Genomic DNA, 23,860 nt, shown 5'->3' with positions numbered 1-23,860 from the left:
TTTTATAACTCTTTTTATTTATTCTTTTCGCTTAACTCAAAATAAATCCTACTTACTATTAATAGCCACAGACCGCGTTTTAAAGCGCTCTCAGGTTTTTGTAATTATTTAAACCTCAAAAAAATTATTTAAAAAACAAGCTGGGATGATAATTGCTCATCACTATACATACACAGGTTTAGGCTAAATTTTAAATATTGATGAGGATATTAAGTATGAGTAAAACACAAACCATTACCGTAGAAGGCCACAAAATTGCGTATCAAGAAATGGGCGAGGGCACACCGCTACTATTATTACATGGTATTCCGACTAACAAATCGTTATGGCGAAATGTTATGCCAACACTGAGTGAGCAACATCGTGTTATTGCACCTGATTTACTCAATTACGGCGAATCTGATATGCCAACAAATACCGATGTATCAATTAATGCTCAGTGCAAAATAATCAGTCAATTTATGGATGAGCTAGGTATTGCTAAAGCAAACATTGCCTCTCATGATATAGGTGGCGGAATTGCACAACTCATGGCGGTAAATTACCCAGAAAAAGTAAACAGCTTAATATTAATTGATAGTGTTTGCTTTGATTCTTGGCCAATACCCGAGTTTGAACCTTTGCTTGAGCCTGGTGTAGAGCAAGAAACATCAGTTGATGAGTTTGTTGATACGCTAAATGATTTTATGCCAAAAGGTGTATACGATAAAAGCATAATGACCGATGAGCTGAAAAAACAGTATTTAAAGCAATGGAGTAATGAGCAAGGTAAAGCAGCGTTATTTAATAATATGCGCCGACTTAATAAAGAGTACACACAAGCAATTGCCGGTGAGCTTAAAAGCTTAAAGCATGAAACCCTCATTTTATGGGGTGATGAAGATAACTTTCAAAAACCTAAATATGCACCTAAGTTAGCTCAAACCTTACCAAATGCAACACTAACTTGGATAGAAAAAGCAGGGCACTGGGTTATAGATGAAAAACCAGAACGAGTAACTTCGTTAATGGGTGAATTTTTGGCTGATAAAAAGTTTTAAAACACCTTAGTTTTAAAGGCCTAGTGAGCCACTTTGGCTAACATGTATATAAAACCATGCCGTTTGAGCTGTATTAATTTTTATATAATTAGTTACTCAAACGGCTTTTTGTTTTCATCTATTTTTTAGTATAAAACCATTTAAGTATAAACCGCTATTAATAGCTCAATATTCATACATTAAAAGTGTGCGCATACGCTTTATATTAGGGTGATTACGCATGGGAAACTATAAACAAGCTAATTTAACATAATGCATATAGGTATATAAAAACACCTTTATTCGCTAGATCTACAAGTGACGTTACTGCGTTAAATATAAGGCGAGGGTAATGTATACTCGCGACTTTTATTAGTAAGACCAAAAGCCTAAGACGATATTATTGTATTTATAAACAATTAGTTAGATACATATTGCTGTAATAATGCACTGCTAATTTTTACCCTCATTTAATTGAGGATAAAACAATGAAGACAATAATAAAGGCATCAATAGTACTTACAGGTTTATGTTTTGCACACAGTGCAAGTGCAGACAATTGTTTACACGGTTGCCCAACAGGTTTAGATAATGGCAATACAATTGAGCGAAGTATTTATACTTTAAAAAATAATCGTTATACAAAGTTTGCAGATTGGGTGGCTTACCATGTTACGACTAGCACTATGAGTGGACCATCGAGAAGTAGAAGTTGGAAAGCCGATCCTGATCTATACTCACATTACACGTTAGAGCCTAGTGATTACACCGATGCATACGCAACAATAAATACCGATAGAGGCCATCAAGTTCCATTAGCATCTTTTAGCAATACGGATGATTGGAAACTAACAAACTTACTTTCTAATATTACGCCGCAATCATCCGCATTAAATCAAGGCCCATGGGTTAGGCTTGAATCTGCAGTGCGAAATCACGTAGGAAATGGAAATGATTTATATGTAGTAACAGGTCCATTATACGAATATTATTTTGCAGAGTTACCACAAGCTAACGAAGCGCATACCATTCCAAGTGGCTATTTTAAAATTGTTATGCAGCAAACTGGTAGCACAATTAAAGCATCGGCATTTATTATGGAGCAAACAGCAAGTCGCAGTGATAACTTTTGTAATACCGAAGTAAGTATTGATGAAGTTGAATCGCGCTCAGGTATAAATGTAATGCCAAACTTATCGTATAACAGTGCACAAACAATTGAATCATCAGTGTATGATTTAAGGTCTGAACTAGGTTGTAACTAATTCATATTATTTTAAGTAAAGCCTTAGGTTTTGAAGAACTTAAATCTAAGGCTTTAAATTAAACCTGATATGAGTCGCAAAAAATTTTGTAGCTATAAGTTAGCTTTAAATAAAATGATAGAAACGAAAATTACAAAATTTGAGCCTGTTTAAAAAGGTAATTAATTTTTATAAAGGGAATATAGAGGCTGCTATATGGAATTTGTAATTGCTTGGTTTTATAAGATTGAAAGGCTACATAAATATTTGCGAAAATATCAGTGTAAAAAGTAGTGCGTAAGTTGTTGTTAAAAGTTACTGTGCATAACAATTTAAACGGTTAACTGAAAGACCAACTTTAAAACGACTATTACTCAAAACACTAAAAATAGGGGTTTATACCTAAATAATAGAAGCATAGTTACTTTGATTATGTATTAATTTACCGTATTTAACATAATATAAATTATAGGTAGTTATGTATATTATAATAATGAGTGCGTATTACACTCCTGCTATGTCCAATACTAGACGGTATCGGACATTAAGGTTGTTTTTACCAAGCTATACCTAGTCTTACTTTGCTATGTACTTTTAGTTTATTCCAGGTCATTACGCTTTTATTATTCATTACACTCAAAACTTTACTAACTATATTACTTACAAAGAACTTTAAGCATTGGCTACTTTAAAATTTTAACCATAGCAATTTTTGCTTTGCTATTTCCATCAACGTTCTTTTATCACAGTGCTATTTAAAACGTTTTATAAAAAGCCTACATTTATTAAAACTTTATTAGTATTTTAAGTGAGCCTGTTAGTTTTCCTTTTTGAAAAATAAAGGCTCATTCAGTCAGTTATTATCCGTAGATTTTAAAAAGCTACCTAAAACAACCTTAGCTAATCCATACTTAAAATACGTTCTGCTGTGTATTCGTTAGTAATTAAACCACTGATCATATTTGATCTAACTGCACCAAGTATCGCAAGTACTTTATCTTCACCGGCGGCTATAGCGTAAATTTGTTTATTACCTTCAATTTTTAATGGCGTACTGGCAACACGTTGGTTTACAGTGCAGTCAATTAATTGGCCGCGTTTGTCGTAAACCCAGCTGATCATTTCGCCCACAGCCCCTAAATTTTGTAGCTCTTTTAGCTCTTGCTCATCAACAAAGCCATCAATATGCAATGGCGATTTTTCGCCTAGGCTACCTACACCCACAAATGTTACGTCGGCTTGGGTGGCCAATTTTAAGTTACTGGTAATATTATGTTGTGAATGCAATTGCTGTTTCTCTTCAACACTTCTTGGTAATACAGGAAGCGGCATTGGGTAATGCTTTGCATTTATATGCTCGGCCATTCTAACGACTACATCATAAGGTGAAGCCGACCCATCAAGTGCCATGTTACCTAGCATCGCCACTACTTTGTGTTGGCTACAATCTAACGTTGGCAGTTCATCAACACATGCACGTAATACGCGCCCAGTACCCATAGCTAAAATTTTCGGTGTTTCTGATTTTAAATGGCGTTGTATTTCAGCAGCACCGGCTTGCGCTAAACCCACTGTAGAGTTTGGATCTGATCCATCGCTAGGCACTACTTCACAAGAGTCTAAGCCAAAACGGCTTTTAATTTTTTCTGCTAAATCCATACATTTAGCAATAGGATGATCGAGCCTTACTTTAATAAGCCCTTGGCTTACAGATAATGCCACCATACGTTGAGCCGATTGACGAGATACATTGAGCTTTTTGGCAATTTCGTCTTGTGTTTTACCCGCAACATAATAGAGCCACCCTGCTCTAGCTGCATCATCGAGCTTACGTATTTCTGTATTTGATAGCTTTGCCACATAAACCTCTTATTTTGATAAGCCGCTTAGTTTTAGCGATAATCATTTTATAATATTTGCAAATATATCATTCATTTATAAAATGCCGAAGTGTCACATTAATTTAATAACCAATACTTTAGGTAAATTTGCTATTCCTAAAGTATTGGCTTAAAACGGCGGATTAAACTGTTGGGTTTTTAATCGTTAAACCATTTTTATCAAATCTATGTACCTTGTGCTCAGGTGCACTTAAATAAATTGTGTCGCCATATTGTAGTGGGCAATCACCATCTGCTTTTACCGTAACCGTACTGCCATCGTTAATAGTTACATGTAAAAAGCTTTCAGAACCTAAATGCTCGATTACGCCCACAGTACCTTGCCAAGTTCCTGACTCAGTTGAAATTTCAAAGTGCTCAGGACGCACACCTAAACTATGCGTTTGTGCATGGCTATCGTTATCTACTTCAATAAAGTTCATTTTTGGTGAACCAATAAAGCCTGCTACAAATTTATTTACCGGGTGCTGATAAAGCTCAAGTGGCGTACCGACTTGCTCAATAATCCCCCCATTAAATACCGCAATTCTGTCTGCCATAGTCATCGCTTCAACTTGGTCATGTGTTACATAAATCATTGTTGTAGCTAAGCTTTTGTGTAGTTCAGAAATTTCTAAGCGCATATTTACACGCAGTGATGCATCTAAATTTGAAAGCGGTTCGTCAAACAAAAAAGCCGACGGTTGCCTAACAATTGCGCGCCCTATTGCTACACGTTGGCGTTGCCCGCCAGATAATTGCCCTGGTTTACGGTCTAGGTAATCAGTTAAATTAAGTATTTTAGCGGCATTTGCTATTTTACTTTCTATCTCAGCAGGGCTTACTTTTGCACGTTTTAGTGGAAACGCAATGTTATTGCGTACACTCATGTGCGGGTACAAAGCGTACGACTGAAATACCATAGCTAAACCACGTTTTGCCGGTGGCGTCTGTGTTGCATCTTGGCCATCAATCTCAATTGTGCCGCTGGTTGTGTCTTCCAATCCGGCAATCATACGTAGTAATGTTGATTTACCACAGCCCGATGGCCCTACAAATACAATAAATTCACCGTCTTTTATCTCTAAATCAAGCGGTTTGATTACGTTAACTTCATCAAAACTTTTAGTTACTTTTTTTAGTGTGATGCTGCCCATGTGTGTTCTCCTACTTTACTGCGCCAAAGCTTAAGCCGCGCACTAATTGTTTTTGACTAAACCAACCAAGAATTAATATTGGCACAATGGCCATGGCAGATGCTGCCGACAACTTGGCGTAAAATAACCCTTCTGGGCTTGAGTAACTGGCAATAAATGCCGTTAGTGGTGCGGCATTCGCAGCGGTTAAAATGAGTGTCCAAAATGCTTCGTTCCATGCCAAAATTACGTTTAACAGTAATGTTGAGGCTATGCCGGGTAATGCGATTGGCAGTAATACATGAAATATCTCTTCGCCAATAGTTGCACCATCCATTCGTGACGCCTCTAAAATTTCACCCGGAATTTCTCTAAAGTAGGTGTATAACATCCATACCATAATCGGTAAGTTTATTAAGGTCATAACAATAACTAAGCCAAGTTTTGTATCTAATAAAGCAAAGTCTCTAAAGAGTAAATAAATAGGAATTAACACCCCTACCGGCGGGAGCATTTTTGTAGAAAGAATCCACATAAGTAGGTTTTTAGTTTTTTTCGTTTGCACAAACGCCATTGACCACGCGGCTGGTACGGCTATTAATAAGCCCAATAAACTTGAGCCTAGTGATATAACCACCGAGTTCCAAAAGTGATCAAAATACGGCGAGCGGGCTAACACATCTTGATAGTTTTCCAGTGTCCAATCAAAAGCAAATAACGCTGGTGTGGCTGATATTGCTTCTGCTTCGGTTTTAAAACTGGTGATTAATGTCCATAAAATTGGGAAAAATATCATCCCACTGATGGTCCATGCTGCCAGGGTATAAATTAGTTTTGATTTTTTATTTGCTGCACTAGCCATGATTAACCCTCTAAGTTTTTACCAATAAGGCGCATTAAAAATATGGCTACAATATTGGCAATAATTACTGCAACTATGCCCCCTGCTGAGCCCCCGCCTACATCAAATTGTAATAACGATTGGGTGTAAATTAAGTAAGTAATATTGGTTGATGCATACCCAGGCCCGCCACTGGTTGTCACTAAAATTTCTGCAAAAATAGAAAGTAAAAATATAGTTTCAATTAAAATAACAGCGGTAACAGCGCGTGATAAATGCGGCAGCACGATGTAAAAAAACTTACTAAAAGGCCCTGCACCATCTAAATCGGCAGCTTCGAGTTGTTCTCGGTCAAGTGATTGAATCGCCGTGAGTAATATCAACGCAGCAAACGGTAACCACTGCCAAGAAACAATAATAATGATTGAAAACAAAGGCATTTGCGCAAAAAAGTCGAGAGGTTCAAACCCGAGCCAAATTGCAAAGTGTGCAAATAATCCGTTTACAGGGTTCATAAACATGTTTTTCCACACCAAAGCCGATACGGTTGGCATAACAAAAAATGGGGCGAGAACCATAATACGAACATAGTTTCGCCCCCATATTGCTTGGTCGAGGAGAACAGCTAAACCGATACCACCACAAATTGTGATAGCTAATACACCCGTTACTAAATAAAGGGTATTAAAAAAGGATTCAACAAATGCGGGATCTGTTAAAAAAAACTCGTAGTTTAAAAAGCCTACAAATTCGCGTTCACCAGGAATAAGTAAGTTGTAATCTACAAACGAGAAATAGAGTGTCATGCACAGCGGCACTATCATCCATCCTAGTAATAAAATTACACTAGGAAATAGCATTATGCGTGCAAGCGTACGAGACTGTGTAGTTGCCATATCAGTGACCTTCAAAAAGTCAGCATTAACCTTAGCAACAACGACAAACGGCTACTAGATAACATGCTAATGCTGACGAAAAATACGAGGTAAGCGTTAAACTTACCCGCCTACTTATTTATTTTGGGTAGCGTGCTTTACGCATTGTGCGCTCAACTAGGCGTTGTGATGTGTTAAGCGCTTGCTCAACAGTCATTTGCCCAGTAAGTGCAGCGGAAAACTGCTGCCCAACAGCAGTGCCAATTCCTTGAAATTCAGGGATAGCAACAAACTGAATGCCAACATAAGGCACGGGTTTAACAGTAGGGTTTTTCGGGTCGGCCGAATTAATAGAATCAAGCGTTATTTGTGCAAACGGTGCTGCATTCATGTATTGCTCGTTTTCATAAAGTGATGCGCGAGTACCCGGCGGTACTTTTGCCCAGCCTTTGTTATCGGCAACTAATTGGCTGTACTCTTTTGATGTAGCCCAGCTAATAAATTTCATTGCAGCATCAGATTTTTTACTGCTAGAAGGAATTGCAAGTGTCCATGACCATAGCCAGTTACCACGTTTACCTAGGCCATTATCTGGTGCAAGTGCAAAGCCTACTTTATCAGCGACTTCAGAATCTTTTTTATTGGTTACAAATGCGCCAGCAACCGTTGCATCAATCCAAATACCACATTTACCCGTTTGAAATAACGCTAGGTTTTCGTTAAACCCATTCGCTGACGAACCCGCAGGTCCAGACTCTTTCATAACATCTACATAGTACTGGAGTGTGGCTTTCCACTCAGGGGTGTTAAATTGTGGTTTCCAATTTTCATCAAACCAGCGAGCGCCAAACGAATTTGCCATTGAAGTAATTAAAGCAACATTTTCGCCCCAACCCGCTTTACCGCGTAAGCAAAGGCCATAAACACCTTCATCTTTATTGGTCATCGCTTTTGCAGCTTTTTGAATAAAGCTCCACGTAGGCGCGTTTGGCATTTCTAGGCCGGCTTTTTCCATTAGGTCTGTACGGTACATAACCATAGAGCTTTCGCCATAAAATGGGGCCGCGTATAATTTGTTATCTATGGTTAAACCACTGCGAATAGCCGGTAGTAAGTCATCAACGTCATAATTTTCACCTAGGTTATCAAGCTCAGTTAGCCAGTTTTGTTTACCCCAAATTGGCACTTCATATGTGCCAATTGTCATTACATCGTATTGGCCGCCTTTTGTGGCAACATCGGTTGTTACACGTTGACGTAAAATATTTTCTTCTAGTGTTACCCATTTTAATGAAATATCTGGGTTTTGTTCTTCAAAATGATTGCTAAGCTCTTTCATGGTGATCATGTCACCATTATTAACAGTGGCAATGGTTATGGTTTCTTTAGCGGCTACGTTAATAGCCATAACTGAACACGCGAGCATTAATAATTTAGTTTTCATCGGGTTAACCCTCATAAATATGTTAAATGACGCTTAAAAAATAACTGTAAAGCGCCTTAGTAAATAAAGCGGTGAGTAATTTCAACGTATTTACAGCGCTGAAATTACCTTTAAACCAAACAGTAAGTTAGTAAGCTATTTAAAATTTAACTGAGATTTCTGAGGTGAAACCGTCAAAACCACGACCAATTTGGCCGCCTGAGTTTGCGCCTTCTTCTTGGTTTACATACTCAACTTTTAAAAGTGTTGAATCTGTAAACCAGTAACCTGCGGCTACTTGTAAGCGCTCAACGGTGTTATCGTTTTGGCTGATTAAATCGGAAGTGTTTTCTGACTCTGCATAGCGCGCGGCTACGTAAAGTTTTTCAGGAATGATATATTGCTGTGCTTCAACGGCGTAATATTCTACTGAGCTTTCGCCTTTAATTACACTGTTAGAATCAAACGTGGTACCGTTTTCGTCTGCCACGCCATCTGTACCAAAGTAGGTAATACCTGCCACTGCGTTACCTGCAGAGTCTGCAAAGGTGTAATCGTCAGACGATTTACCCAACATTAAAATGATGCTGGTTTGATCTGATGGCTGATACGCTAAATTTAATTGAATGATAGACTGATCAAGCCCTGGCATAACACCTACGTGAGTATCACGTTCGCTTGAAGGAGAAGCTGAAAAGTTATAGTTTTCGCCATCACCAAAACGGTAATTTGTTGTTGTGATTCCATCTAAGCTCGCTACGCCATTTTCAAAACGAAGTTGGTCGCCTTGGTTAGCTTGTAAGTAATTTAAGCCAACTTTAAAGCCACCTTCAAACTCTAATGTACCTTGTAAGCGGTAGTTAAAGCCTCTATCTTCTTGAAATGCTTCGCCAAAGCTTGATGTAGTAATGTGTCCCGCTACGTTATAAGATCGAAGCACACCACTGTCAAAAGTTTCTGTGTAGCTTAATTGTGCACCGTTTTCTGCGGTTGCGTAGTCGTTAATGCCGTTACCAATTAAGGCATTACCTTGGTTATCTGCGCCGTCTTGAAAACCTTTGAACTGAAATGGAGACGCGCCAATATTACCTAAACGAAGCGTTAAATTTTCGTTTTCGTTTGGTGTCCCGTATAAGCCAAGTAAATCAAATTCAATACCTGCAAAGTCGTTATGGAACGAAAAATCACGGTCGCCGCCGCCAAAATCGTTTGGCTCTTCGGCTATATCAATGTCGGCAGTAATGTATTCATTTATATGAAACTTAAGCATTAAGTTAGCTCTAATACGCCCAAAACCAGATGACTGCTCTTCATCTCCAGGACGAAATGCACCGTCTTTAGCTTGTATAGACTGAAAGTTTTGCATTGCTAGAAAGTTAACGTCAAGGCGGTCAAAGTAATCTGACATTTCTGCTTGTGCAGGCGCCGCCAACGCTGCTGCTACTAAAGTTAGCGCAAATTTAGCTTTCTTATTATTTAACATAATGAACTCTCTATTTAGTGTGTTGTGTATTTTCAGTGTGCAGCTAAAGCAAATGGGCATTTTATTTAAATGTGTTTTTAAACTTCGTAATGGGCATCGGCTCAGCTAATGAGCATAATCACAAATGAATAATGTAACGTCAACATCTTTTATTACAAAACATTTACATGAAATCGTGTTTATAAAAATTCACATTTATAAACAAGGGTTTAATAGTTTTGAATTCCAAAATAAAATTGCAAGTTATGACTAAAGTCTTATTTAAAATGTTCTGTAGAGGGCTATTGAAGTGCTTTATTTAACATTTATTAACCAATTAAATGGTATGGGCGTTTAATTAATACGGCAGGTTTAGGCGCGTAAAAGCGCTAATTGGTTGTTTTTTGATTTACTTTCTTGAGCTTATACAGTGCTTAGCATAAAATTAAATTACTTTAGATGTATAAAAAATAGAAGTAATTAACATATGGAATTTGTGCGCCCGCTTGAGCCTATACTTATTATTGATGACGTTAAGGAAATACGTGACTACCTAAACCAAATATTAACGGAGCTAGGCTTTGAAGATATTTTAGAAAGCAACGATTACCTTTCTGCAAAACCCCTTCTTGATAAAAAATCACCCAATGTCATATTTTTGGATGTGGACTTACCTGATTCTGAAAGCTCTGATATTCTAGAACATATTAATGATAGCTACCCTCACGCTCACGTTGTTATGTGCTCGGGTCATAACACCCTTGAAAACGTGCAAAACACATGGGAATTAGGGGCTAAAGGCTTTATAGAAAAACCTTTTAACGCTAAAAAAGTTAATTCTGTTATGAAGCGCCTCGAACTAAGCGAATAAAATAAGGTCAGTATGCAAAGCACTGTTACGGCAATTATCGACGATTTATCGAGTGTTATTTTTGGAAAAAAACAACAAATAAAACTAGCACTCACCTGCTTATTCAGTGAAGGACATTTACTGATAGAAGATTTACCCGGTATGGGCAAAACTACACTCTCACATGCACTTGCTGCTGTGCTTGGGCTGTCGTATCAGCGTATACAATTTACAAGCGATCTTTTACCTGCCGATATTTTAGGAACCAATGTATTTAACGCTAATGAGCACACGTTTACATTTCATAAAGGGCCGATTTTTAGCCAAGTTGTATTAGCAGATGAAATAAACCGCGCGGGCCCTAAAACGCAAAGTGCATTGCTTGAGGCAATGGAAGAGCAGCAAGTTACAGTAGATGGTACTAAGTACACATTACCAAATCCTTTTTTTGTAATTGCCACGCAAAACCCGCTTTATCAGTCGGGTACTTACCCACTTCCAGAATCGCAGTTAGATCGATTTTTAATGCGTATAAGTTTAGGCTTTCCTCCTAAAGAGGCTGAAAAACAACTTATTTTAAACATTAAACCGCGAGACTACAGCCAATTACCTCAAAGAATAGACGCTAAGCAGCTACAACAAATTCAAATCTTAATTAACCAAATTGTGATAAGTAGCCCTGTAATCGATTACATTATTGAATTAGTAACGCATACCCGTCAAAGCGCAGCATTTGCAGGCTCGCTCTCTCCTCGGGCAAGTATGGCGCTTGCCAAAGCGGCTAAGTCGTGGGCATTTATTGAAGGGCGCGAGTTTGTAACCCCTGACGATGTACAAGCAGTATTTGCAAGTGTGTGCCAACACCGCTTAGGACTGCATAACGAGTCGGGAGAAGCACAAGTAAATGAAATTTTAAAAACCGTTGCAGTGCCAGTTTAACGTGTTATTTAAAAAAAAAGCCGAAAAGGTCGGTATATTTGGCGCATTAAAAAAGCGTTTACTTAATAAACTACTTAAAAACAAGCATTCAAAGCAATCCATTACGCTGGCTCATAATAATATTTATGTAGTGCCCTCGCAGCTCGGCTTTTACTTTATTATTGTGGCTATTTTAAATTTTGTTATGGGCATTAATTATCAAAATAACTTAATTTTGGTGATGGCTTATTTAATGTTTGTGGTGATGATTATTGCCGTACTGCTTGGTTATACAAACGCGAAAGGGCTAAAAGTTGAATATATAAAAAGTTTTGCCAGCTTCTCACCAAATAAAGGCTCGGTTAAATTTATTTTAAAAGCCCCTACACTTACGCAATCAGTATCGCTTAGCTACTCGAGTGACCCAGAATATGCAAAGCACTTAACGCAAGTTACGCCCAAAGACAGCGCTTTAATTATTAACCTACCCTATAATGCCCGCGGTAAATATACACTTGAACGATTTAAAATACACAGTAATTACCCATTTGGGCTGGTAAGCGTGTGGAGTTATATACAACCTAATGACTCTGTTTACGTTTACCCTGCGCCAGAGCATGTATTAAACGACACTTACAACAGTACATTTGAACACACAACGCAAACAGGCAGTATTAAAGAGCCCGGCAGCGAAGAGTTTGATGAGCTAATAACGCATTTACCAGAAATGGGATTGCAGCGAATTTCATGGAAACATTATGCTAAATCGCAGCAGTTGCTAGTAAAAGAATTTATAGATTATAAAAAGTCCGATATTGTTTTTGATTTTAACCTGCTAACGGGTAACACCGAGCATCGCTTGAGTCAGCTTTGCTTTTTAGTGTGTAATGCATGCGAAAACAACACACCGTTTACACTAATTTTGCCCTCAGCAAGTTACAAAACAACTAACGACACGCACGATAAATCACAGTGTTTAGCACTTCTGAGCGAATACGGCGGAGCAGCTAATGGCTGAGCTATTAAATTACCGGGCAATTAATTTAGCAATGAGCTTTATATACGCCTGCTTATTTGCGTTTTATTTATCGCATATGCCCATACTGTTTATTGGGGTTTTATCGCTTTTATGTCTTTGGAACGTGTACTTAACACTGACTAACAACCCTAAACCTAACGCGTGGCTTGCAAATATTTTGGCTGGATTAGCTTTAATATTAATGATTTACACCATAGGTATAGGCGATACAGTCATATTGTTTGTTGCTATGTTATTGCTCTCTAGTATTTTTAAATTACTGCAGGCTAAAACAAAAAAACATTACCATATTATTGTCACACTCACGTTTTTTTCTATTTCATCGGCGTATTTGTTTAACCAAAGCATAATAACCACCTTAACCATGAGCGCCCTATTTTTACTCAACTTTGCTGTATTGAGCTTAATTGAATCTTCTCATAGTTTAAAATTAGCCTCTAAACAAAGTGCTAAGCTGTTATTTATTGCTTTGCCTTTAGCAATATTTTTGCTGTTGTTTTTACCTAAAATGCCCGCTTTTTGGCAGTTACCTGGGCCAAAGCTTGCTAAAACAGGGCTCTCTGAACAGGTAGATCCGTTTGATATTGCAAAGCTGTCTAATTCTGATGAACTGGTTTTTAGAGCGCGTTTTGATAACGACACGCCCGCCTCACCTTATTATTGGCGAGCACTTGTACACGATACCTTTGATGGTAAAGCGTGGAAAACATCTGATTTATTAAAATATAATAATCAAAGTGCTGATCCCAATAAACAAATTGCAGTACAAAATACCTACACTATTATTGCCGAGCCTGCGAATCAAAAATGGTTATATGGGCTTGGTTACGCAACCAGTAACAATAAAAATGTTGAAAGTAATGCGCTAGGTTTACTTCGAAAAAAACAATATCAAGCTAAAAGCTTGCAGTATCAGGTATCAAGTGCAGCACTGAGTACAGAGCAACTTTCAGATTGGCAAACCGCTTATTACACACGTTTAAATAACCAAACAAACCAACAAGCAGCCAAGCTTGCTGCCGAACTTAAACAATCAACAACCTCGCAAAGTGACTTTTATAATGCATTGCTTAGCTACTTTGCTAAACAAGAATTTAGTTACACGTTAACCCCCGAGCCTATGACCGGTGACAGCACTATTGATCAATTTTTATTTGATAAAAAACGCGGCTTTTGCGGCCATTACGCCAGTGCAGCAGCGTATATTTTTAGAAGCGCCGGTATTCCCGCGCGCTTGGCCAGCGGTTATTTAGGTGGCGAAAAAAACCAAACAAATAATTATTTATCGGTTCGCCAATACGATGCCCACGCTTGGGTTGAAGTGTATATTAATAATCAGTGGCAAATTTTTGATGCCACTGCAGTGGTCGCCCCCGAGCGTTTAAATGGTTCACTTTCACAAAACGAAGAACTCAATGATGAATTTAAAAGTAATCTCGATTTTGGCTTAGTGAGTTTAAGTAACTTTGCAGCCGTTAATTGGTTAAGGCTCAAACTAGAAACCCTTGATTACCAATGGACCAGCTGGGTACTTGGCTTTGACGAAGAAAAGCAAAGCAACTTTTTAAAATCACTTTTTGGTAGTAAACATCTTTGGCTGGTACCTTTAGCGGTTATTTTAGGACTTGCTTTTAGCTTTGCTGCTTACTTTATTTATTTAAATTGGCCACGCAATAAAAGTAAACGCCCGCCGTTAGTTTCAGAATTTGAGGCAATTAAGCACTGGGCAGATAAAAACGACATAGCGGCGCCTAGTCACTATTCACCTAATCAGCAGTTAATATACTTTGCTGAGCAAAGCCCTGATACTGCGGAACCTTTAAGCGAATTTAGCTATTTATTTAATCAAGTGCGCTACGCTAAAAAACCTTTTACTAAAGAACGTAAAAATCAGGCTAAAGATCTGATAAAATTAATTAAATCTTCAAAATAGAGAAAACTATGAATGCGGTTGTTATAGGCGTTATTTTAATGCTTGGGCTCTCCTTAGCACGTGTAAATGTCATTGTAGCTATGATAATTAGTGCACTTGTAGCTGGTTTAACAGCGGGTTTAGGAATAAAAGAAAGTGTTGATGCATTTAATTCTGGTTTGTCGGCCGGCGCTGAAATTGCACTAAGTTACGCAATGTTAGGTGCCTTTGCAGTGGCTATTTCAAAATCGGGATTAACCCGTATCCTCGCCGAAAAGCTATTAAACAAAGTGAATGCACAAGGTGCAGGCAGCGAAACCTTTTTAAGCTATTTTATTTTATTAATTATATTAGGCTGCGCTATTTCTTCTCAAAATTTAGTGCCTGTGCACATAGCCTTTATACCTATTTTAATCCCCCCTTTGCTGGTTGTGTTTAATCAACTACGTTTAGACCGCCGCGCCATTGCCTGTATATTAACGTTTGGTTTAGCTACCTCTTACATGGTATTGCCTTATGGATTTGGTGGCATTTACTTATACTCTATTTTGCATAAAAACTTAGTTGATAACGGCCTAGACATAGTTAACACACAAGTGCCTATGGCAATGATTATTCCTGCCTGCGGTATGTTGGTTGGGTTAATTATCGCGGTGTTTATAAGTTACGCAAAGCGCCGTGACTACCAAGCGCAACCGTTAACAACACAAAGCAAAGCTAGCGACATTGAGAAGCCAAAAAAAGTGATGATCGTGGGTTTGTTTGCTGTGCTTTCATCATTGGTTGCACAAAACCTAAGTGGCTCTATGATATTAGGCGGCCTTGTTGGCGTAATGATATTTAGTGTATTTGGTGTTGTTAAGTGGGAAGAAAACGGCGACGTATTTAGTAAAGGCGTCGCCATGATGGCGATGATTGGCTTTATTATGATTTCGGCTCAAGGATTTGCCTCAGTAATGAAAGCAACCGGTGATGTAGCAAGTTTAGTTCACAGTGGCGCGGCGTTATTTGATGGCAATAAGCCTCTCGCTGCGGCCTCTATTTTATTGGTGGGATTATTGATAACAATGGGTATTGGTAGTTCGTTTTCTACAGTGCCAATTATAGCTACCTTATTTGTGCCTTTATGTTTAGATTTAGGTTTCTCGGTTATGGCAACTGCGGCTTTAGTGGGTACTGCGGGTGCATTAGGTGATGCGGGCTCTCCAGCCTCTGACTCTACACTTGGACCAACCTCGGGTTTAAATGCCGATGGTCAACATGACCATATACGAGATTCGGTGATCCCCACCTTTATACATTTTAATATTCCATTACTTATATTTGGTTGGATTGCGGCTATGGTGCTTTAGCACCTCTGCACTTATAGTGTGTATAATTCATTATTTTTAAGGCATGTATTTCATGCCTTTTTTATACCTCCCTATTTGCTGACTTAATCTATATATTTTTATAGCTGCTAAGATTGCTTTTACAATTAACTAGTATGATGTGTTCTTTTCCTGTAATTAAATAAGCACCTAATAAAGATGCTTATTTAAAGGCTGCTTGCCTTAATATTTATTTATTCAAAACCGTAAATCATTTTATCGCACACAACCGGTGTCGGTCTGTGGTCATCATCTACGGCTACAAAGGTAAAGCTGCCTGAAATCGCCGAGTGCTTATCATCTTTATGCATGGTTTCTAAACAAATATCCACATCCACTTTAAGTGATGTATTGCCCACATGCACAACTTTAGCAATTAGCTCAGCAAAAGTCCCCGCTGGAATAGCCTCTTTAAAATCAACTCTATCAGATGAAATAGTCACTAACGGCTTTCGGCAAAAACGAGTGGCGGCAATAAAAGCAACCTCGTCCATCCATGCTAACGCATCGCCACCAAATAATGTGTTGTGATGATTAGTGCGCCCAGGAAACACCGTTTTAGTAACCGAGGTCGTTGAGTCTTCAATACGCTTTGCAATAATTGCATCGCGGTTAATGTCTGTCATAGTATCTACTTTTTATTAGCAAGCTTATCTTGCATCAATAATGCTGGGTCTAGGCGCTCGCCTTCCCAGTTAAAACGCCAATCAAGGTGTGGGCCTGTTACACGCCCAGTCGCACCTATTTCGGCAACTTTGTCGCCTTGGCTTATTGTATCGCCTACTTTTACATCTAATTTGCTTAAATGAATATATGTAGAGGTAACGCCATGGCCGTGGTCAATAATAAGCGTACCGCCCGAGTAGTATAAATCGGGGTCGGCAAACACCACGGTGCCACTAATCGGAGCATAAACAGGCGAGCCGGTTTTATTGGCAATATCTAAACCAAAATGTGGGCGTCGCGGTTCGCCGTTAAAATAACGTTGGCTACCATAAACACCCGATATACGTCCTTGTGCAGGCTTTAATACCGGGTCTAAAAAGTACTGTAAATCAGAGTTAACTGCGCGCGCTTTACGTATTGCTTGCGCCTCACGGCTAATACGTGCGCTTACTTCTTTAGGGGGCGACACATACTTTTTAGCCACACCGGTAATTTTATCAATTTTATAATCGCGTTTAGTGATCATTAAATCTTGCGTGTGTGTTTTACCGTTATTATCTACCCACGTAAGGGCGTGTTTTGCTTTCGCGTCGCGACCAAAGCCAAACACAAAATTGCCAGAGTCTGATAACTTTAATGTTTTACCATCTAGCGATACAGACTTTACATTTTCAAGCTTGCCTGTCACTAAGCCGCCCTGCGTTAGGTGCCCTTTTAGCTCAAGCGCTAATGCACTAAAGCTAGTTGTGGTTACAAGCGCTGTTGCTAAAAGAGTTTTAAGCATAACTAATCGATCCCTTTCCTACGCCTTCATAAGCGGTAATTTTTACGTCTTTGTCTGGGTATTCTGCCTTAACCTGCTCAGCAAGGTGTTGAGCAATACATTCTACCGTTGTATCAACAGGTAAAATGTCACAGCGTGACTCGCTTATCGCCATTTCAAAGTAACCTTGTGCAGCGGTGTAAGCAAAACACACATCATCGTTTTTAGCGCTTATGTGTTTTAATTCGCTTGCAGCGATTTGGTCTTCACGCGTGGCTAAGTAAATATCTTGCCATTTTTCTGCCCATTGCTTTTGTAAGCGTGGCATAGACATACCATCCAAACTAATACCAATTTGCGAGCGATGGCCATGAATAATACGCTGACAGTTACCATCGTGCTTTTTAAGGCCATGGCTGTAATGGTAATAAAAACTTTGGCTGTGCTCTGGTTTAAGCGACAACTCAATTTTTTCAATGTTTCCTGGCAGTTTTGGTAAAATAGTGTCGATTAAAAATTCAGTCACTGATTCAACGCTAATTTCTGGTGCATCTATCATGCAATAAGCTTGATGTGGTGCGCTCATTGCTAAATGGTGGTTATCACCAAATGTGCAATCGAGCGTTTTGTGCGAATCAAATTCTTGTACTGTGCCATTTAAACCTTTAGCAATTGCTAGTTTGTGGTCTAAACAGTCGTCAATTATGCCTTTAATTTGCTTTTTAACTAAGCCAAAGTCTAACACCATAGACTCTTCATTTAGCTTGCCATGCAACGTTAAGTCAACAATCCAGCTCTCGCCAACGGCGCCGCGTTTGTTACATAAGTAAGAAAAATCAATCACTGTTAGTGAGTTAACAAAAAGGATCATAAACTTCCTTTAAACTGGTTATAAGTCAGGGGTAATTATAATGATTTCTGATTGTAATTGCGCGGTTTTATAATGCAAAAAGCAATCGCCACTACTGATTGGCGATAAATCACGCAAAAAAGTGTTTTTTTCAACTGCTCCGAGTTGTTTAGCGTACAAGTGTACGCTAAAGTACTTGGCAATTTCTAAGCGAAGATAAGTGTTATGGAACCTAAAAATAGCTATACAAAAGAAGATTTGATCCTATGTGGTCAAGGTGAAATGTTTGGTGAAGGTAACTGCCGTTTACCAAGCGACAACATGTTAATGATGGACCGTATTACTTCAATCACTGCTGATGGCGGCGAGCACGGTAAAGGCCAAATTGTAGCTGAGCTTGATATTGACCCAAGCCTATGGTTTTTCGATTGCCATTTTAAAGGCGACCCAGTTATGCCAGGTTGTTTAGGGCTAGATGCTATGTGGCAACTCGTTGGCTTTTTCTTAGGCTGGTCTGGTGGCCCTGGTTTAGGCCGTGCTTTAGGTGTGGGTGAAGTAAAATTTACCGGTCAAATTTTACCTACCGCTAAAAAAGTAACATACCGCCTTGATATGAAACGTGTAATTAAACGTAAATTATTTATGGGTATGGCTGATGGCACAGTTGAAGTAGATGGCCGCGTAATTTACGAAGCAAAAGATTTAAAAGTGGGCTTATTTCAAGACACAAGCGCATTCTAAAATTAGTAATGAATGTATGCAAAAAGGCCTCCAGTTGGAGGCCTTTTTACGTTAATTCTTATTTGATGAATTAGGTTTTATACATGTTTCGGTTTTCAATTGCTTCACGCCAACCGCCTAACCATTCAGACTTAGGATCGATTTGCTGATAAGGGCATAGCTCTTTTGAGCGCCCAGCTAAACCTGCTTTAAAACCTTGAGAATGAGCTCTTTCTAAACGATCTCTTTTTTGTCTCTTCATCGGTAATATCCTCACCTTTTTTAATTATAAATTTTGTAGCATTAGTGAAATCTACATTTAATGAATAGTTAATAAAAATGTTAAATTCAAATAGCAAAATTAATTAATTTGTTTGACATTAACTAACATGCTGATGCAAAAAAATTTAACATTAATAAAAACACAGTGGTCGTACCACTTAATTTCTTACTGCTTCTTTAATTTACAATACGGCTATCTAACCGCTTAAATGCACTTATGTGCTAAGGCGTGTTCTACTTTGCTGATTTAAATATCTCCATTAAAGCGATTAAATAACTGCTTAATGAAAGCAGCTAATGGGAAGCATATAGTTGGTATTTATGGTGCTTTACCGCCTTGTCTAAATGCCAAACACCACTGCAAATTTAACCAGCAAAAATCAACACGACCTATTTATCCGACACACCTTTTTTGGCTAAGTTCCAAACAAAAATGTAATCATGACGATTTTATTGCAATTTGCCCTTTAGTTTAAAAAACAGCTTTAACGATTTATTTTTAAACAATTGGTATTTATGCTTGATTAATTAAAGTCGATCGGTCTAATATGGGTTAACTTTAAAAAGGCTATTAGGGGTTACTTATAATGAATACTGCTCAAGCACCTGCACGGCGCGGAAGACCCCCTAAAATACCTCGTGAAAACGCCGATACCAAAGCGCACCTTATTAGGGTTGGCCTAGAAACCTTAACTGAATTTGGTTTTAGCGCAACTGGCCTTGATACCATTTTAAAAAAAGCCGGCGTGCCTAAAGGCTCGTTTTATCATTACTTTAAAAGTAAAGAAGCGTTTGGTATTGCGTTAGTAAATGCCTACGATGACTACTTTATCACTAAGCTCAAAAAATATTTAACCGATAGCAATACACCGCCCCTGGAGCGCTTAATTCACTTTACGCAAAGCGCCATTATGGGCATGCAAAAATACCAGTACAAACGCGGTTGTTTGGTCGGCAATTTAAATCAAGAGCTAAATCATTTAAGTGATGAATTTAAAATCCGCCTACTACAAAGCTACGTAGCATGGCAGCAGCAAGTTGAGCTGTGTTTAAATGAAGCACAGCAACAAGGCACGATTGCTAAAACTGTTGATACGCAGCTTATGAGTGAATATTTTTGGATTGGCTGGGAAGGCGCCGTTATGCGAGCTAAACTTACCCAATCAAGTAAACCCCTTACGTTGTATACAGAAATGTTTTTACGCGCATTACTTACCTAATGCGCATTTTATTTAGCCATTAAAAACCGATCGGTCTAAAAGGATATGTTATGAGTAACTCAGTTAAAGCTATTGTAATTACAAAAGACGAAAACTACGCTGCGGCGCTTAGTGAAGTGCAACAAAGTGACCTACCAGAGCAAAACGTGCAACTTGATGTACTTTACAGCACGCTCAATTACAAAGATGGGCTAGCCATAACTGGTAAAGGCCCTGTTGTGCGTAGTTTTCCTATGGTGCCAGGCATCGATTTAGTGGGCACAGTAAGTGAAACAAGTACGGATGAATTTACTGTTGGCGATAATGTAATTCTAAATGGCTTTGGTGTGGGCGAAAAACACTGGGGTGGTCTTGCACAAAAGGCATCGCTTAATAGTGATTGGTTAATCCCCCTCCCTGCAACGCTTTCGCCAAAACAAGCAATGCAAATTGGCACCGCGGGCTACACAGCAATGCTGAGTGTTATTGCCCTTGAAAAACAAGGCATCACTCCAAGTGATGGCGAAATATTAGTGACCGGTGCAAACGGCGGTGTTGGCAGCTTTGCCATTTATTTATTAAATCAGCTGGGCTATAACGTAACCGCTGCAACAGGAAGAATGGAGCAAAGCGATTACTTAAAAGAGCTAGGTGCGTCACAAATTATTAGCCGCGATGAGCTTTCAAACCCAGGTAAGCCACTTCAAAAAGAGCGCTTTGCGGGTGCTATAGATTCGGTAGGCAGCCACACACTTGCTAATATTTGCGCTTCGCTTAAATACGGTGGTGTGGTTACTGCGTGTGGTTTAGCCCAAGGCATGGATTTACCCGCCTCTGTAGCGCCCTTTATTTTACGTGGTGTATCTTTAATTGGTATAGACAGCGTTATGCGCCCTAAAAAAGACAGAGTAGAAGCATGGGACAGACTAGCAAGCTTAGTTAAAGCCGATTACCTTGATAAAATTTCAACCGAAATTACACTTGAACAAGTTATCGAAAATGCCGAGCAACTTATGGAAGGTAAAATTCGCGGCCGCGTAGTTGTTAATTGCCAAAGTTAAGCAATTTTATCTATTAAAGCCTCGTTATTAAATTTATAATGGCATTTGTATTTTTATTAATGAGGCAACACCTATGAGCAACCAAGATCTTTACAGTAATAACCCACTGCAAGGCGTAAAATTAGAGCAAGTGGTTGAAGAACTGGTTGAGCAATATGGGTGGGAGCTACTACACGCTTATTTGCAATTAAACTGTTTTAAAAACAACCCAGATGTAAAATCGGCGGTTAAGTTTTTACGTAAAACACAATGGGCACAAGAAAAGGTAGATAACTTTTACTTATACCGTCTTAAAAACTTACCTAAACCCGACGATGTGCAATACGAATTACCGCCACGAGATAGAGTCATTCCTGCTGATCATAAACCGGGGGAGCCGTGCGAATTAAGCTTTAGTGATGCAAAGCGAATTATGGAAAAAAAGGCCACTAAACAACGCGCTAGGGCACGAAAACAACGCTCAAATGCAACTAACCCGTGGGGTAACTAAGTTAACCTCAACTCTGGATAATAAATCTATCTCTAGCAGCTATTTTCAGCGCTAACAGCGTTGAATTTACTTGCAATAGGCTAGCTATTGACGCGTAAATTCGCCTTGTTTTCACCGAAAACCGCTGGCTAGAGAATTAAGCTTAAAGATCATCATGATAAATTATGTTGGTCTATCTCTTAACCAGAGTTCAGGTTAAGTTATATTTTTAAAGCCAATGTATATTGGCTTTTTTTAGCTCTGCAATTTTAGGGCTTAGTAACCTCGTTTACGCCAAAAATCATTAACAGAGCCTTGCTCTTCAAGTGCTACGTTAAATGTTTTATCGGCAATAATTTTATTATTTAGGGTGAGTGTCATTCGCCAATCACCTAATTTATTTTCAATAGGCTCCCAAAGCGTATCACCTAAATAAAACTGCCAGTCGTTCTCTTTAATGTATTCAACGCCTTCAAAGGGCGGCATTATTTCGCCATTACTGTCTGGTATATCGGGGTGATAAATGCAAAAGTGAAGTTTTTCGCCTTTTGCTTTTTTAATATTAATTATTAAACCAAATTCAACATCAAGCTTGGCAATTACATTGGTTGTAAACTGCTCAATTTGTGGCAATGCTTTACTTTTGCTATCCCATGTAGAATAAATCCCACAACTTTGAATCGACACCTCAGGTTTTGATTTTGCCATTACACCATTCTTTACTTTAGGCTGTTAATGCACTGATTTTATAATACATGCAGCTTAAGTAAAATCACCTGATTAACAAACATACTCAATGTTGATTTATTTTTGCACATTGCTTGCACATTTAAGATCAAAAATAGCGTCAATTAGTACTTAATTGGCTGTGTATGATGAATCACACTCTCTGTAATAAAGTTAAACTATTAAAAATTTCGTTATTAAGCGCAGCAATTTCTTCTCTTGTTGCATGTGGCAGTGATGAGCAAAACCTAACAACTGCCACTGATGAAAGTACAAGTTCAAGCAGTGACAGTACAACAGCAACAAGTGGCACCAGCTCAACCGAGCAAGTGCTATGTGAATACAGTTACAATGAATACAACGACTCAACATCAGTGCAAACCACCAGCTCTGCTGATTGGGCATGCACAGGTACAACACGCGATGTAGTTGCTAATGGCATTCCCGATCATGATGTGGGCACGTTTCCTAACCCCGATAATCCAAACACCATTTCTGAGCAAACAGTGAGTGAGAGCTTTACGTTAACGCCTATACAAAGCGATACCGCAACCTTAATGGGCGGCCCTCGAGGCGTGTTAGGCATAGTATTAAATGGCGTTAAAATTGATGCCGGTACCGGCGGCAGTTGTGATGACTCTGGCAATAATTGCTCGCTTGGCGATAATAGCGGCAACTGGAGTATTGAAGCACTAAGCCAAGATACCTTTAGTTTTGGTACTGACGATAACAACGCTCACGTACAGCCCGATGGCACATATCATTATCATGGCATGCCTGAGGGATTTATCTCCCTTAGAGGCGGCAACAGCTCAACAATGACTCTAATTGCATGGGCGGCTGATGGGTTTCCTATTTATGCGCGCTATGGCTATAGCACCGCGGATGATGCAAGTTCGTCACTTAAAGTGATGACAGGTAGCTACCAACATATTAGTACTGTGAGCGATAACCGCCCTTCTACCGATATTTATCCACTGGGAACTTTTGCACAAGATTGGGAGTATGTAGCTGGCTCTGGCGATTTAGATGAGTGTAACGGGCGCTTTGGGGTGACCCCTGAATTTCCACAAGGCATATACCATTACTATGCAACCGATACTTATCCGTTTTTTCAACGCTGTGTTAAAGGCGAGCTATAAATTTACTTATAGG

Annotated in this window: 23 protein-coding genes; 12 read left to right on the top strand and 11 right to left on the bottom strand. The window is 38.9% G+C overall.

Annotated elements, in window-relative coordinates; genetic code table 11:
• Positions 1 to 215 precede the first annotated feature (215 nt).
• Both AN395_RS06975 and AN395_RS06970 read left to right on the top strand, forming a co-directional pair.
• Positions 216 to 1,040 carry an alpha/beta fold hydrolase gene (locus AN395_RS06975; RefSeq protein WP_054982504.1) on the top strand — a complete coding sequence of 275 codons (825 nt, stop codon included), beginning with the start codon at positions 216 to 218 and terminating at the stop codon, positions 1,038 to 1,040.
• A gap of 467 nt (positions 1,041 to 1,507) precedes the next feature.
• The gene (locus AN395_RS06970) at positions 1,508 to 2,284 is read left to right on the top strand and encodes a DNA/RNA non-specific endonuclease (protein WP_095206629.1); all 777 of its coding nucleotides are present in this window, start codon (positions 1,508 to 1,510) and stop codon (positions 2,282 to 2,284) included.
• An 879-nt stretch (positions 2,285 to 3,163) separates the two neighbouring features.
• Here AN395_RS06970 and AN395_RS06965 read toward each other — a convergent pair.
• The 6 genes from AN395_RS06965 to AN395_RS06940 form a co-directional block, all read right to left on the bottom strand.
• Positions 3,164 to 4,123: a sugar-binding transcriptional regulator gene (locus AN395_RS06965; RefSeq protein WP_004586535.1), complete on the bottom strand. Its 960-nt coding sequence runs from the start codon at positions 4,121 to 4,123 to the stop codon at positions 3,164 to 3,166.
• A 163-nt stretch (positions 4,124 to 4,286) separates the two neighbouring features.
• Positions 4,287 to 5,300 (bottom strand): ABC transporter ATP-binding protein, encoded by a 1,014-nt coding sequence (locus tag AN395_RS06960; protein ID WP_029772719.1) that lies wholly within the window; start codon positions 5,298 to 5,300, stop codon positions 4,287 to 4,289.
• A gap of 10 nt (positions 5,301 to 5,310) precedes the next feature.
• Positions 5,311 to 6,141 (bottom strand): carbohydrate ABC transporter permease, encoded by an 831-nt coding sequence (locus tag AN395_RS06955; protein ID WP_054982503.1) that lies wholly within the window; start codon positions 6,139 to 6,141, stop codon positions 5,311 to 5,313.
• Between the two features lie 2 nt (positions 6,142 to 6,143).
• Complete coding sequence (locus tag AN395_RS06950) at positions 6,144 to 7,016, bottom strand: carbohydrate ABC transporter permease (RefSeq protein ID WP_054982502.1); 873 nt, start codon at positions 7,014 to 7,016, stop codon at positions 6,144 to 6,146.
• Positions 7,017 to 7,134: 118 nt separating this feature from the next.
• Positions 7,135 to 8,439 carry a sugar ABC transporter substrate-binding protein gene (locus tag AN395_RS06945; protein ID WP_029772292.1) on the bottom strand — a complete coding sequence of 435 codons (1,305 nt, stop codon included), beginning with the start codon at positions 8,437 to 8,439 and terminating at the stop codon, positions 7,135 to 7,137.
• A gap of 139 nt (positions 8,440 to 8,578) precedes the next feature.
• The gene (locus tag AN395_RS06940; protein ID WP_095206628.1) at positions 8,579 to 9,901 is read right to left on the bottom strand and encodes a hypothetical protein; all 1,323 of its coding nucleotides are present in this window, start codon (positions 9,899 to 9,901) and stop codon (positions 8,579 to 8,581) included.
• A gap of 466 nt (positions 9,902 to 10,367) precedes the next feature.
• Here AN395_RS06940 and AN395_RS06935 point away from each other — a divergent pair, with 466 nt between their 5' ends.
• The 5 genes from AN395_RS06935 to AN395_RS06915 are packed head-to-tail and all read left to right on the top strand — an operon-like array spanning position 10,368 to position 15,951.
• On the top strand, positions 10,368 to 10,751 hold the full coding sequence (locus tag AN395_RS06935; RefSeq protein ID WP_029772290.1) for a response regulator: 384 nt from the start codon (positions 10,368 to 10,370) through the stop codon (positions 10,749 to 10,751).
• A 12-nt stretch (positions 10,752 to 10,763) separates the two neighbouring features.
• Positions 10,764 to 11,669, top strand: a complete 906-nt coding sequence (locus tag AN395_RS06930; RefSeq protein ID WP_054982501.1) for a MoxR family ATPase — start codon at positions 10,764 to 10,766, stop codon at positions 11,667 to 11,669.
• Complete coding sequence (locus tag AN395_RS06925; protein ID WP_054982500.1) at positions 11,653 to 12,666, top strand: DUF58 domain-containing protein; 1,014 nt, start codon at positions 11,653 to 11,655, stop codon at positions 12,664 to 12,666. Before AN395_RS06930 ends, AN395_RS06925 begins: the two co-directional genes overlap by 17 nt.
• Positions 12,659 to 14,620 carry a DUF3488 and transglutaminase-like domain-containing protein gene (locus AN395_RS06920; RefSeq protein ID WP_054982499.1) on the top strand — a complete coding sequence of 654 codons (1,962 nt, stop codon included), beginning with the start codon at positions 12,659 to 12,661 and terminating at the stop codon, positions 14,618 to 14,620. Before AN395_RS06925 ends, AN395_RS06920 begins: the two co-directional genes overlap by 8 nt.
• An 8-nt stretch (positions 14,621 to 14,628) precedes the next feature.
• Entirely contained in the window at positions 14,629 to 15,951 is a 1,323-nt protein-coding gene (locus AN395_RS06915; RefSeq protein WP_054982498.1) for a Na+/H+ antiporter family protein, read from the top strand.
• 212 nt (positions 15,952 to 16,163) lie between these two features.
• Here AN395_RS06915 and AN395_RS06910 read toward each other — a convergent pair whose 3' ends face one another.
• The 3 genes from AN395_RS06910 to AN395_RS06900 are packed head-to-tail and all read right to left on the bottom strand — an operon-like array spanning position 16,164 to position 18,269.
• Positions 16,164 to 16,595, bottom strand: coding sequence for an acyl-CoA thioesterase (locus tag AN395_RS06910; protein ID WP_029772286.1), 432 nt, complete (start codon positions 16,593 to 16,595; stop codon positions 16,164 to 16,166).
• Positions 16,596 to 16,600: 5 nt separating this feature from the next.
• Positions 16,601 to 17,419 (bottom strand): M23 family metallopeptidase, encoded by an 819-nt coding sequence (locus tag AN395_RS06905; RefSeq protein ID WP_024033641.1) that lies wholly within the window; start codon positions 17,417 to 17,419, stop codon positions 16,601 to 16,603.
• Complete coding sequence (locus AN395_RS06900; protein WP_024033642.1) at positions 17,412 to 18,269, bottom strand: 6-carboxytetrahydropterin synthase; 858 nt, start codon at positions 18,267 to 18,269, stop codon at positions 17,412 to 17,414. The genes AN395_RS06905 and AN395_RS06900 overlap by 8 nt, the downstream gene beginning before the upstream one ends.
• Positions 18,270 to 18,473: 204 nt before the next feature.
• Here AN395_RS06900 and fabA point away from each other — a divergent pair, with 204 nt between their 5' ends.
• The gene (gene fabA / locus AN395_RS06895) at positions 18,474 to 18,989 is read left to right on the top strand and encodes a bifunctional 3-hydroxydecanoyl-ACP dehydratase/trans-2-decenoyl-ACP isomerase (protein ID WP_004586523.1); all 516 of its coding nucleotides are present in this window, start codon (positions 18,474 to 18,476) and stop codon (positions 18,987 to 18,989) included.
• 70 nt (positions 18,990 to 19,059) lie between these two features.
• On the opposite strand, the gene rmf is transcribed toward fabA, so the two are convergent.
• A complete protein-coding gene (gene rmf, locus AN395_RS06890; RefSeq protein WP_004586522.1) occupies positions 19,060 to 19,230 on the bottom strand; it encodes a ribosome modulation factor in 171 nt (56 codons plus the stop codon).
• A gap of 607 nt (positions 19,231 to 19,837) precedes the next feature.
• Between rmf and AN395_RS06885 the strand changes: the two genes are divergently transcribed.
• The 3 genes from AN395_RS06885 (at position 19,838) to AN395_RS06875 (ending at position 22,000) form a co-directional block, all read left to right on the top strand.
• Positions 19,838 to 20,470 carry a TetR/AcrR family transcriptional regulator gene (locus AN395_RS06885; protein WP_054982497.1) on the top strand — a complete coding sequence of 211 codons (633 nt, stop codon included), beginning with the start codon at positions 19,838 to 19,840 and terminating at the stop codon, positions 20,468 to 20,470.
• A gap of 50 nt (positions 20,471 to 20,520) precedes the next feature.
• The gene (locus AN395_RS06880) at positions 20,521 to 21,510 is read left to right on the top strand and encodes an MDR family oxidoreductase (protein ID WP_054982496.1); all 990 of its coding nucleotides are present in this window, start codon (positions 20,521 to 20,523) and stop codon (positions 21,508 to 21,510) included.
• Between the two features lie 73 nt (positions 21,511 to 21,583).
• Entirely contained in the window at positions 21,584 to 22,000 is a 417-nt protein-coding gene (locus AN395_RS06875) for a VF530 family DNA-binding protein (RefSeq protein WP_004586518.1), read from the top strand.
• 255 nt (positions 22,001 to 22,255) lie between these two features.
• Here the strand turns inward: AN395_RS06875 and AN395_RS06870 are convergent, their stop codons facing one another.
• Positions 22,256 to 22,687: a DUF3859 domain-containing protein gene (locus AN395_RS06870; RefSeq protein WP_004586517.1), complete on the bottom strand. Its 432-nt coding sequence runs from the start codon at positions 22,685 to 22,687 to the stop codon at positions 22,256 to 22,258.
• A 164-nt stretch (positions 22,688 to 22,851) separates the two neighbouring features.
• Here AN395_RS06870 and AN395_RS06865 point away from each other — a divergent pair, with 164 nt between their 5' ends.
• Positions 22,852 to 23,847 (top strand): YHYH protein, encoded by a 996-nt coding sequence (locus AN395_RS06865; protein WP_054982495.1) that lies wholly within the window; start codon positions 22,852 to 22,854, stop codon positions 23,845 to 23,847.
• The last annotated feature ends 13 nt before the right edge of the window (positions 23,848 to 23,860 follow it).

The organism is Pseudoalteromonas sp. P1-30 (genome assembly GCF_001400005.1).
Classification (GTDB): Bacteria; Pseudomonadota; Gammaproteobacteria; order Enterobacterales; family Alteromonadaceae; genus Pseudoalteromonas; species Pseudoalteromonas atlantica.
This window is presented reverse-complemented; position numbering and strand designations above follow the sequence as displayed.

What these genes read in the sequence shown, in the direction of transcription:
- AN395_RS06975 (WP_054982504.1), top strand. Translation starts at nt 216, where the DNA reads ATGAGTAAAACACAAACCATTACCGTAGAAGGCCACAAAATTGCGTAT.
- AN395_RS06970 (WP_095206629.1), top strand. Translation starts at nt 1,508, where the DNA reads ATGAAGACAATAATAAAGGCATCAATAGTACTTACAGGTTTATGTTTT.
- AN395_RS06960 (WP_029772719.1), bottom strand. Translation starts at nt 5,300, where the DNA reads ATGGGCAGCATCACACTAAAAAAAGTAACTAAAAGTTTTGATGAAGTT.
- AN395_RS06955 (WP_054982503.1), bottom strand. Translation starts at nt 6,141, where the DNA reads ATGGCTAGTGCAGCAAATAAAAAATCAAAACTAATTTATACCCTGGCA.
- AN395_RS06950 (WP_054982502.1), bottom strand. Translation starts at nt 7,016, where the DNA reads ATGGCAACTACACAGTCTCGTACGCTTGCACGCATAATGCTATTTCCT.
- AN395_RS06945 (WP_029772292.1), bottom strand. Translation starts at nt 8,439, where the DNA reads ATGAAAACTAAATTATTAATGCTCGCGTGTTCAGTTATGGCTATTAAC.
- AN395_RS06940 (WP_095206628.1), bottom strand. Translation starts at nt 9,901, where the DNA reads ATGTTAAATAATAAGAAAGCTAAATTTGCGCTAACTTTAGTAGCAGCA.
- AN395_RS06935 (WP_029772290.1), top strand. Translation starts at nt 10,368, where the DNA reads ATGGAATTTGTGCGCCCGCTTGAGCCTATACTTATTATTGATGACGTT.
- AN395_RS06930 (WP_054982501.1), top strand. Translation starts at nt 10,764, where the DNA reads ATGCAAAGCACTGTTACGGCAATTATCGACGATTTATCGAGTGTTATT.
- AN395_RS06920 (WP_054982499.1), top strand. Translation starts at nt 12,659, where the DNA reads ATGGCTGAGCTATTAAATTACCGGGCAATTAATTTAGCAATGAGCTTT.
- AN395_RS06915 (WP_054982498.1), top strand. Translation starts at nt 14,629, where the DNA reads ATGAATGCGGTTGTTATAGGCGTTATTTTAATGCTTGGGCTCTCCTTA.
- AN395_RS06910 (WP_029772286.1), bottom strand. Translation starts at nt 16,595, where the DNA reads ATGACAGACATTAACCGCGATGCAATTATTGCAAAGCGTATTGAAGAC.
- AN395_RS06905 (WP_024033641.1), bottom strand. Translation starts at nt 17,419, where the DNA reads ATGCTTAAAACTCTTTTAGCAACAGCGCTTGTAACCACAACTAGCTTT.
- AN395_RS06900 (WP_024033642.1), bottom strand. Translation starts at nt 18,269, where the DNA reads ATGATCCTTTTTGTTAACTCACTAACAGTGATTGATTTTTCTTACTTA.
- fabA (WP_004586523.1), top strand. Translation starts at nt 18,474, where the DNA reads ATGGAACCTAAAAATAGCTATACAAAAGAAGATTTGATCCTATGTGGT.
- rmf (WP_004586522.1), bottom strand. Translation starts at nt 19,230, where the DNA reads ATGAAGAGACAAAAAAGAGATCGTTTAGAAAGAGCTCATTCTCAAGGT.
- AN395_RS06885 (WP_054982497.1), top strand. Translation starts at nt 19,838, where the DNA reads ATGAATACTGCTCAAGCACCTGCACGGCGCGGAAGACCCCCTAAAATA.
- AN395_RS06880 (WP_054982496.1), top strand. Translation starts at nt 20,521, where the DNA reads ATGAGTAACTCAGTTAAAGCTATTGTAATTACAAAAGACGAAAACTAC.
- AN395_RS06875 (WP_004586518.1), top strand. Translation starts at nt 21,584, where the DNA reads ATGAGCAACCAAGATCTTTACAGTAATAACCCACTGCAAGGCGTAAAA.
- AN395_RS06870 (WP_004586517.1), bottom strand. Translation starts at nt 22,687, where the DNA reads ATGGCAAAATCAAAACCTGAGGTGTCGATTCAAAGTTGTGGGATTTAT.
- AN395_RS06865 (WP_054982495.1), top strand. Translation starts at nt 22,852, where the DNA reads ATGATGAATCACACTCTCTGTAATAAAGTTAAACTATTAAAAATTTCG.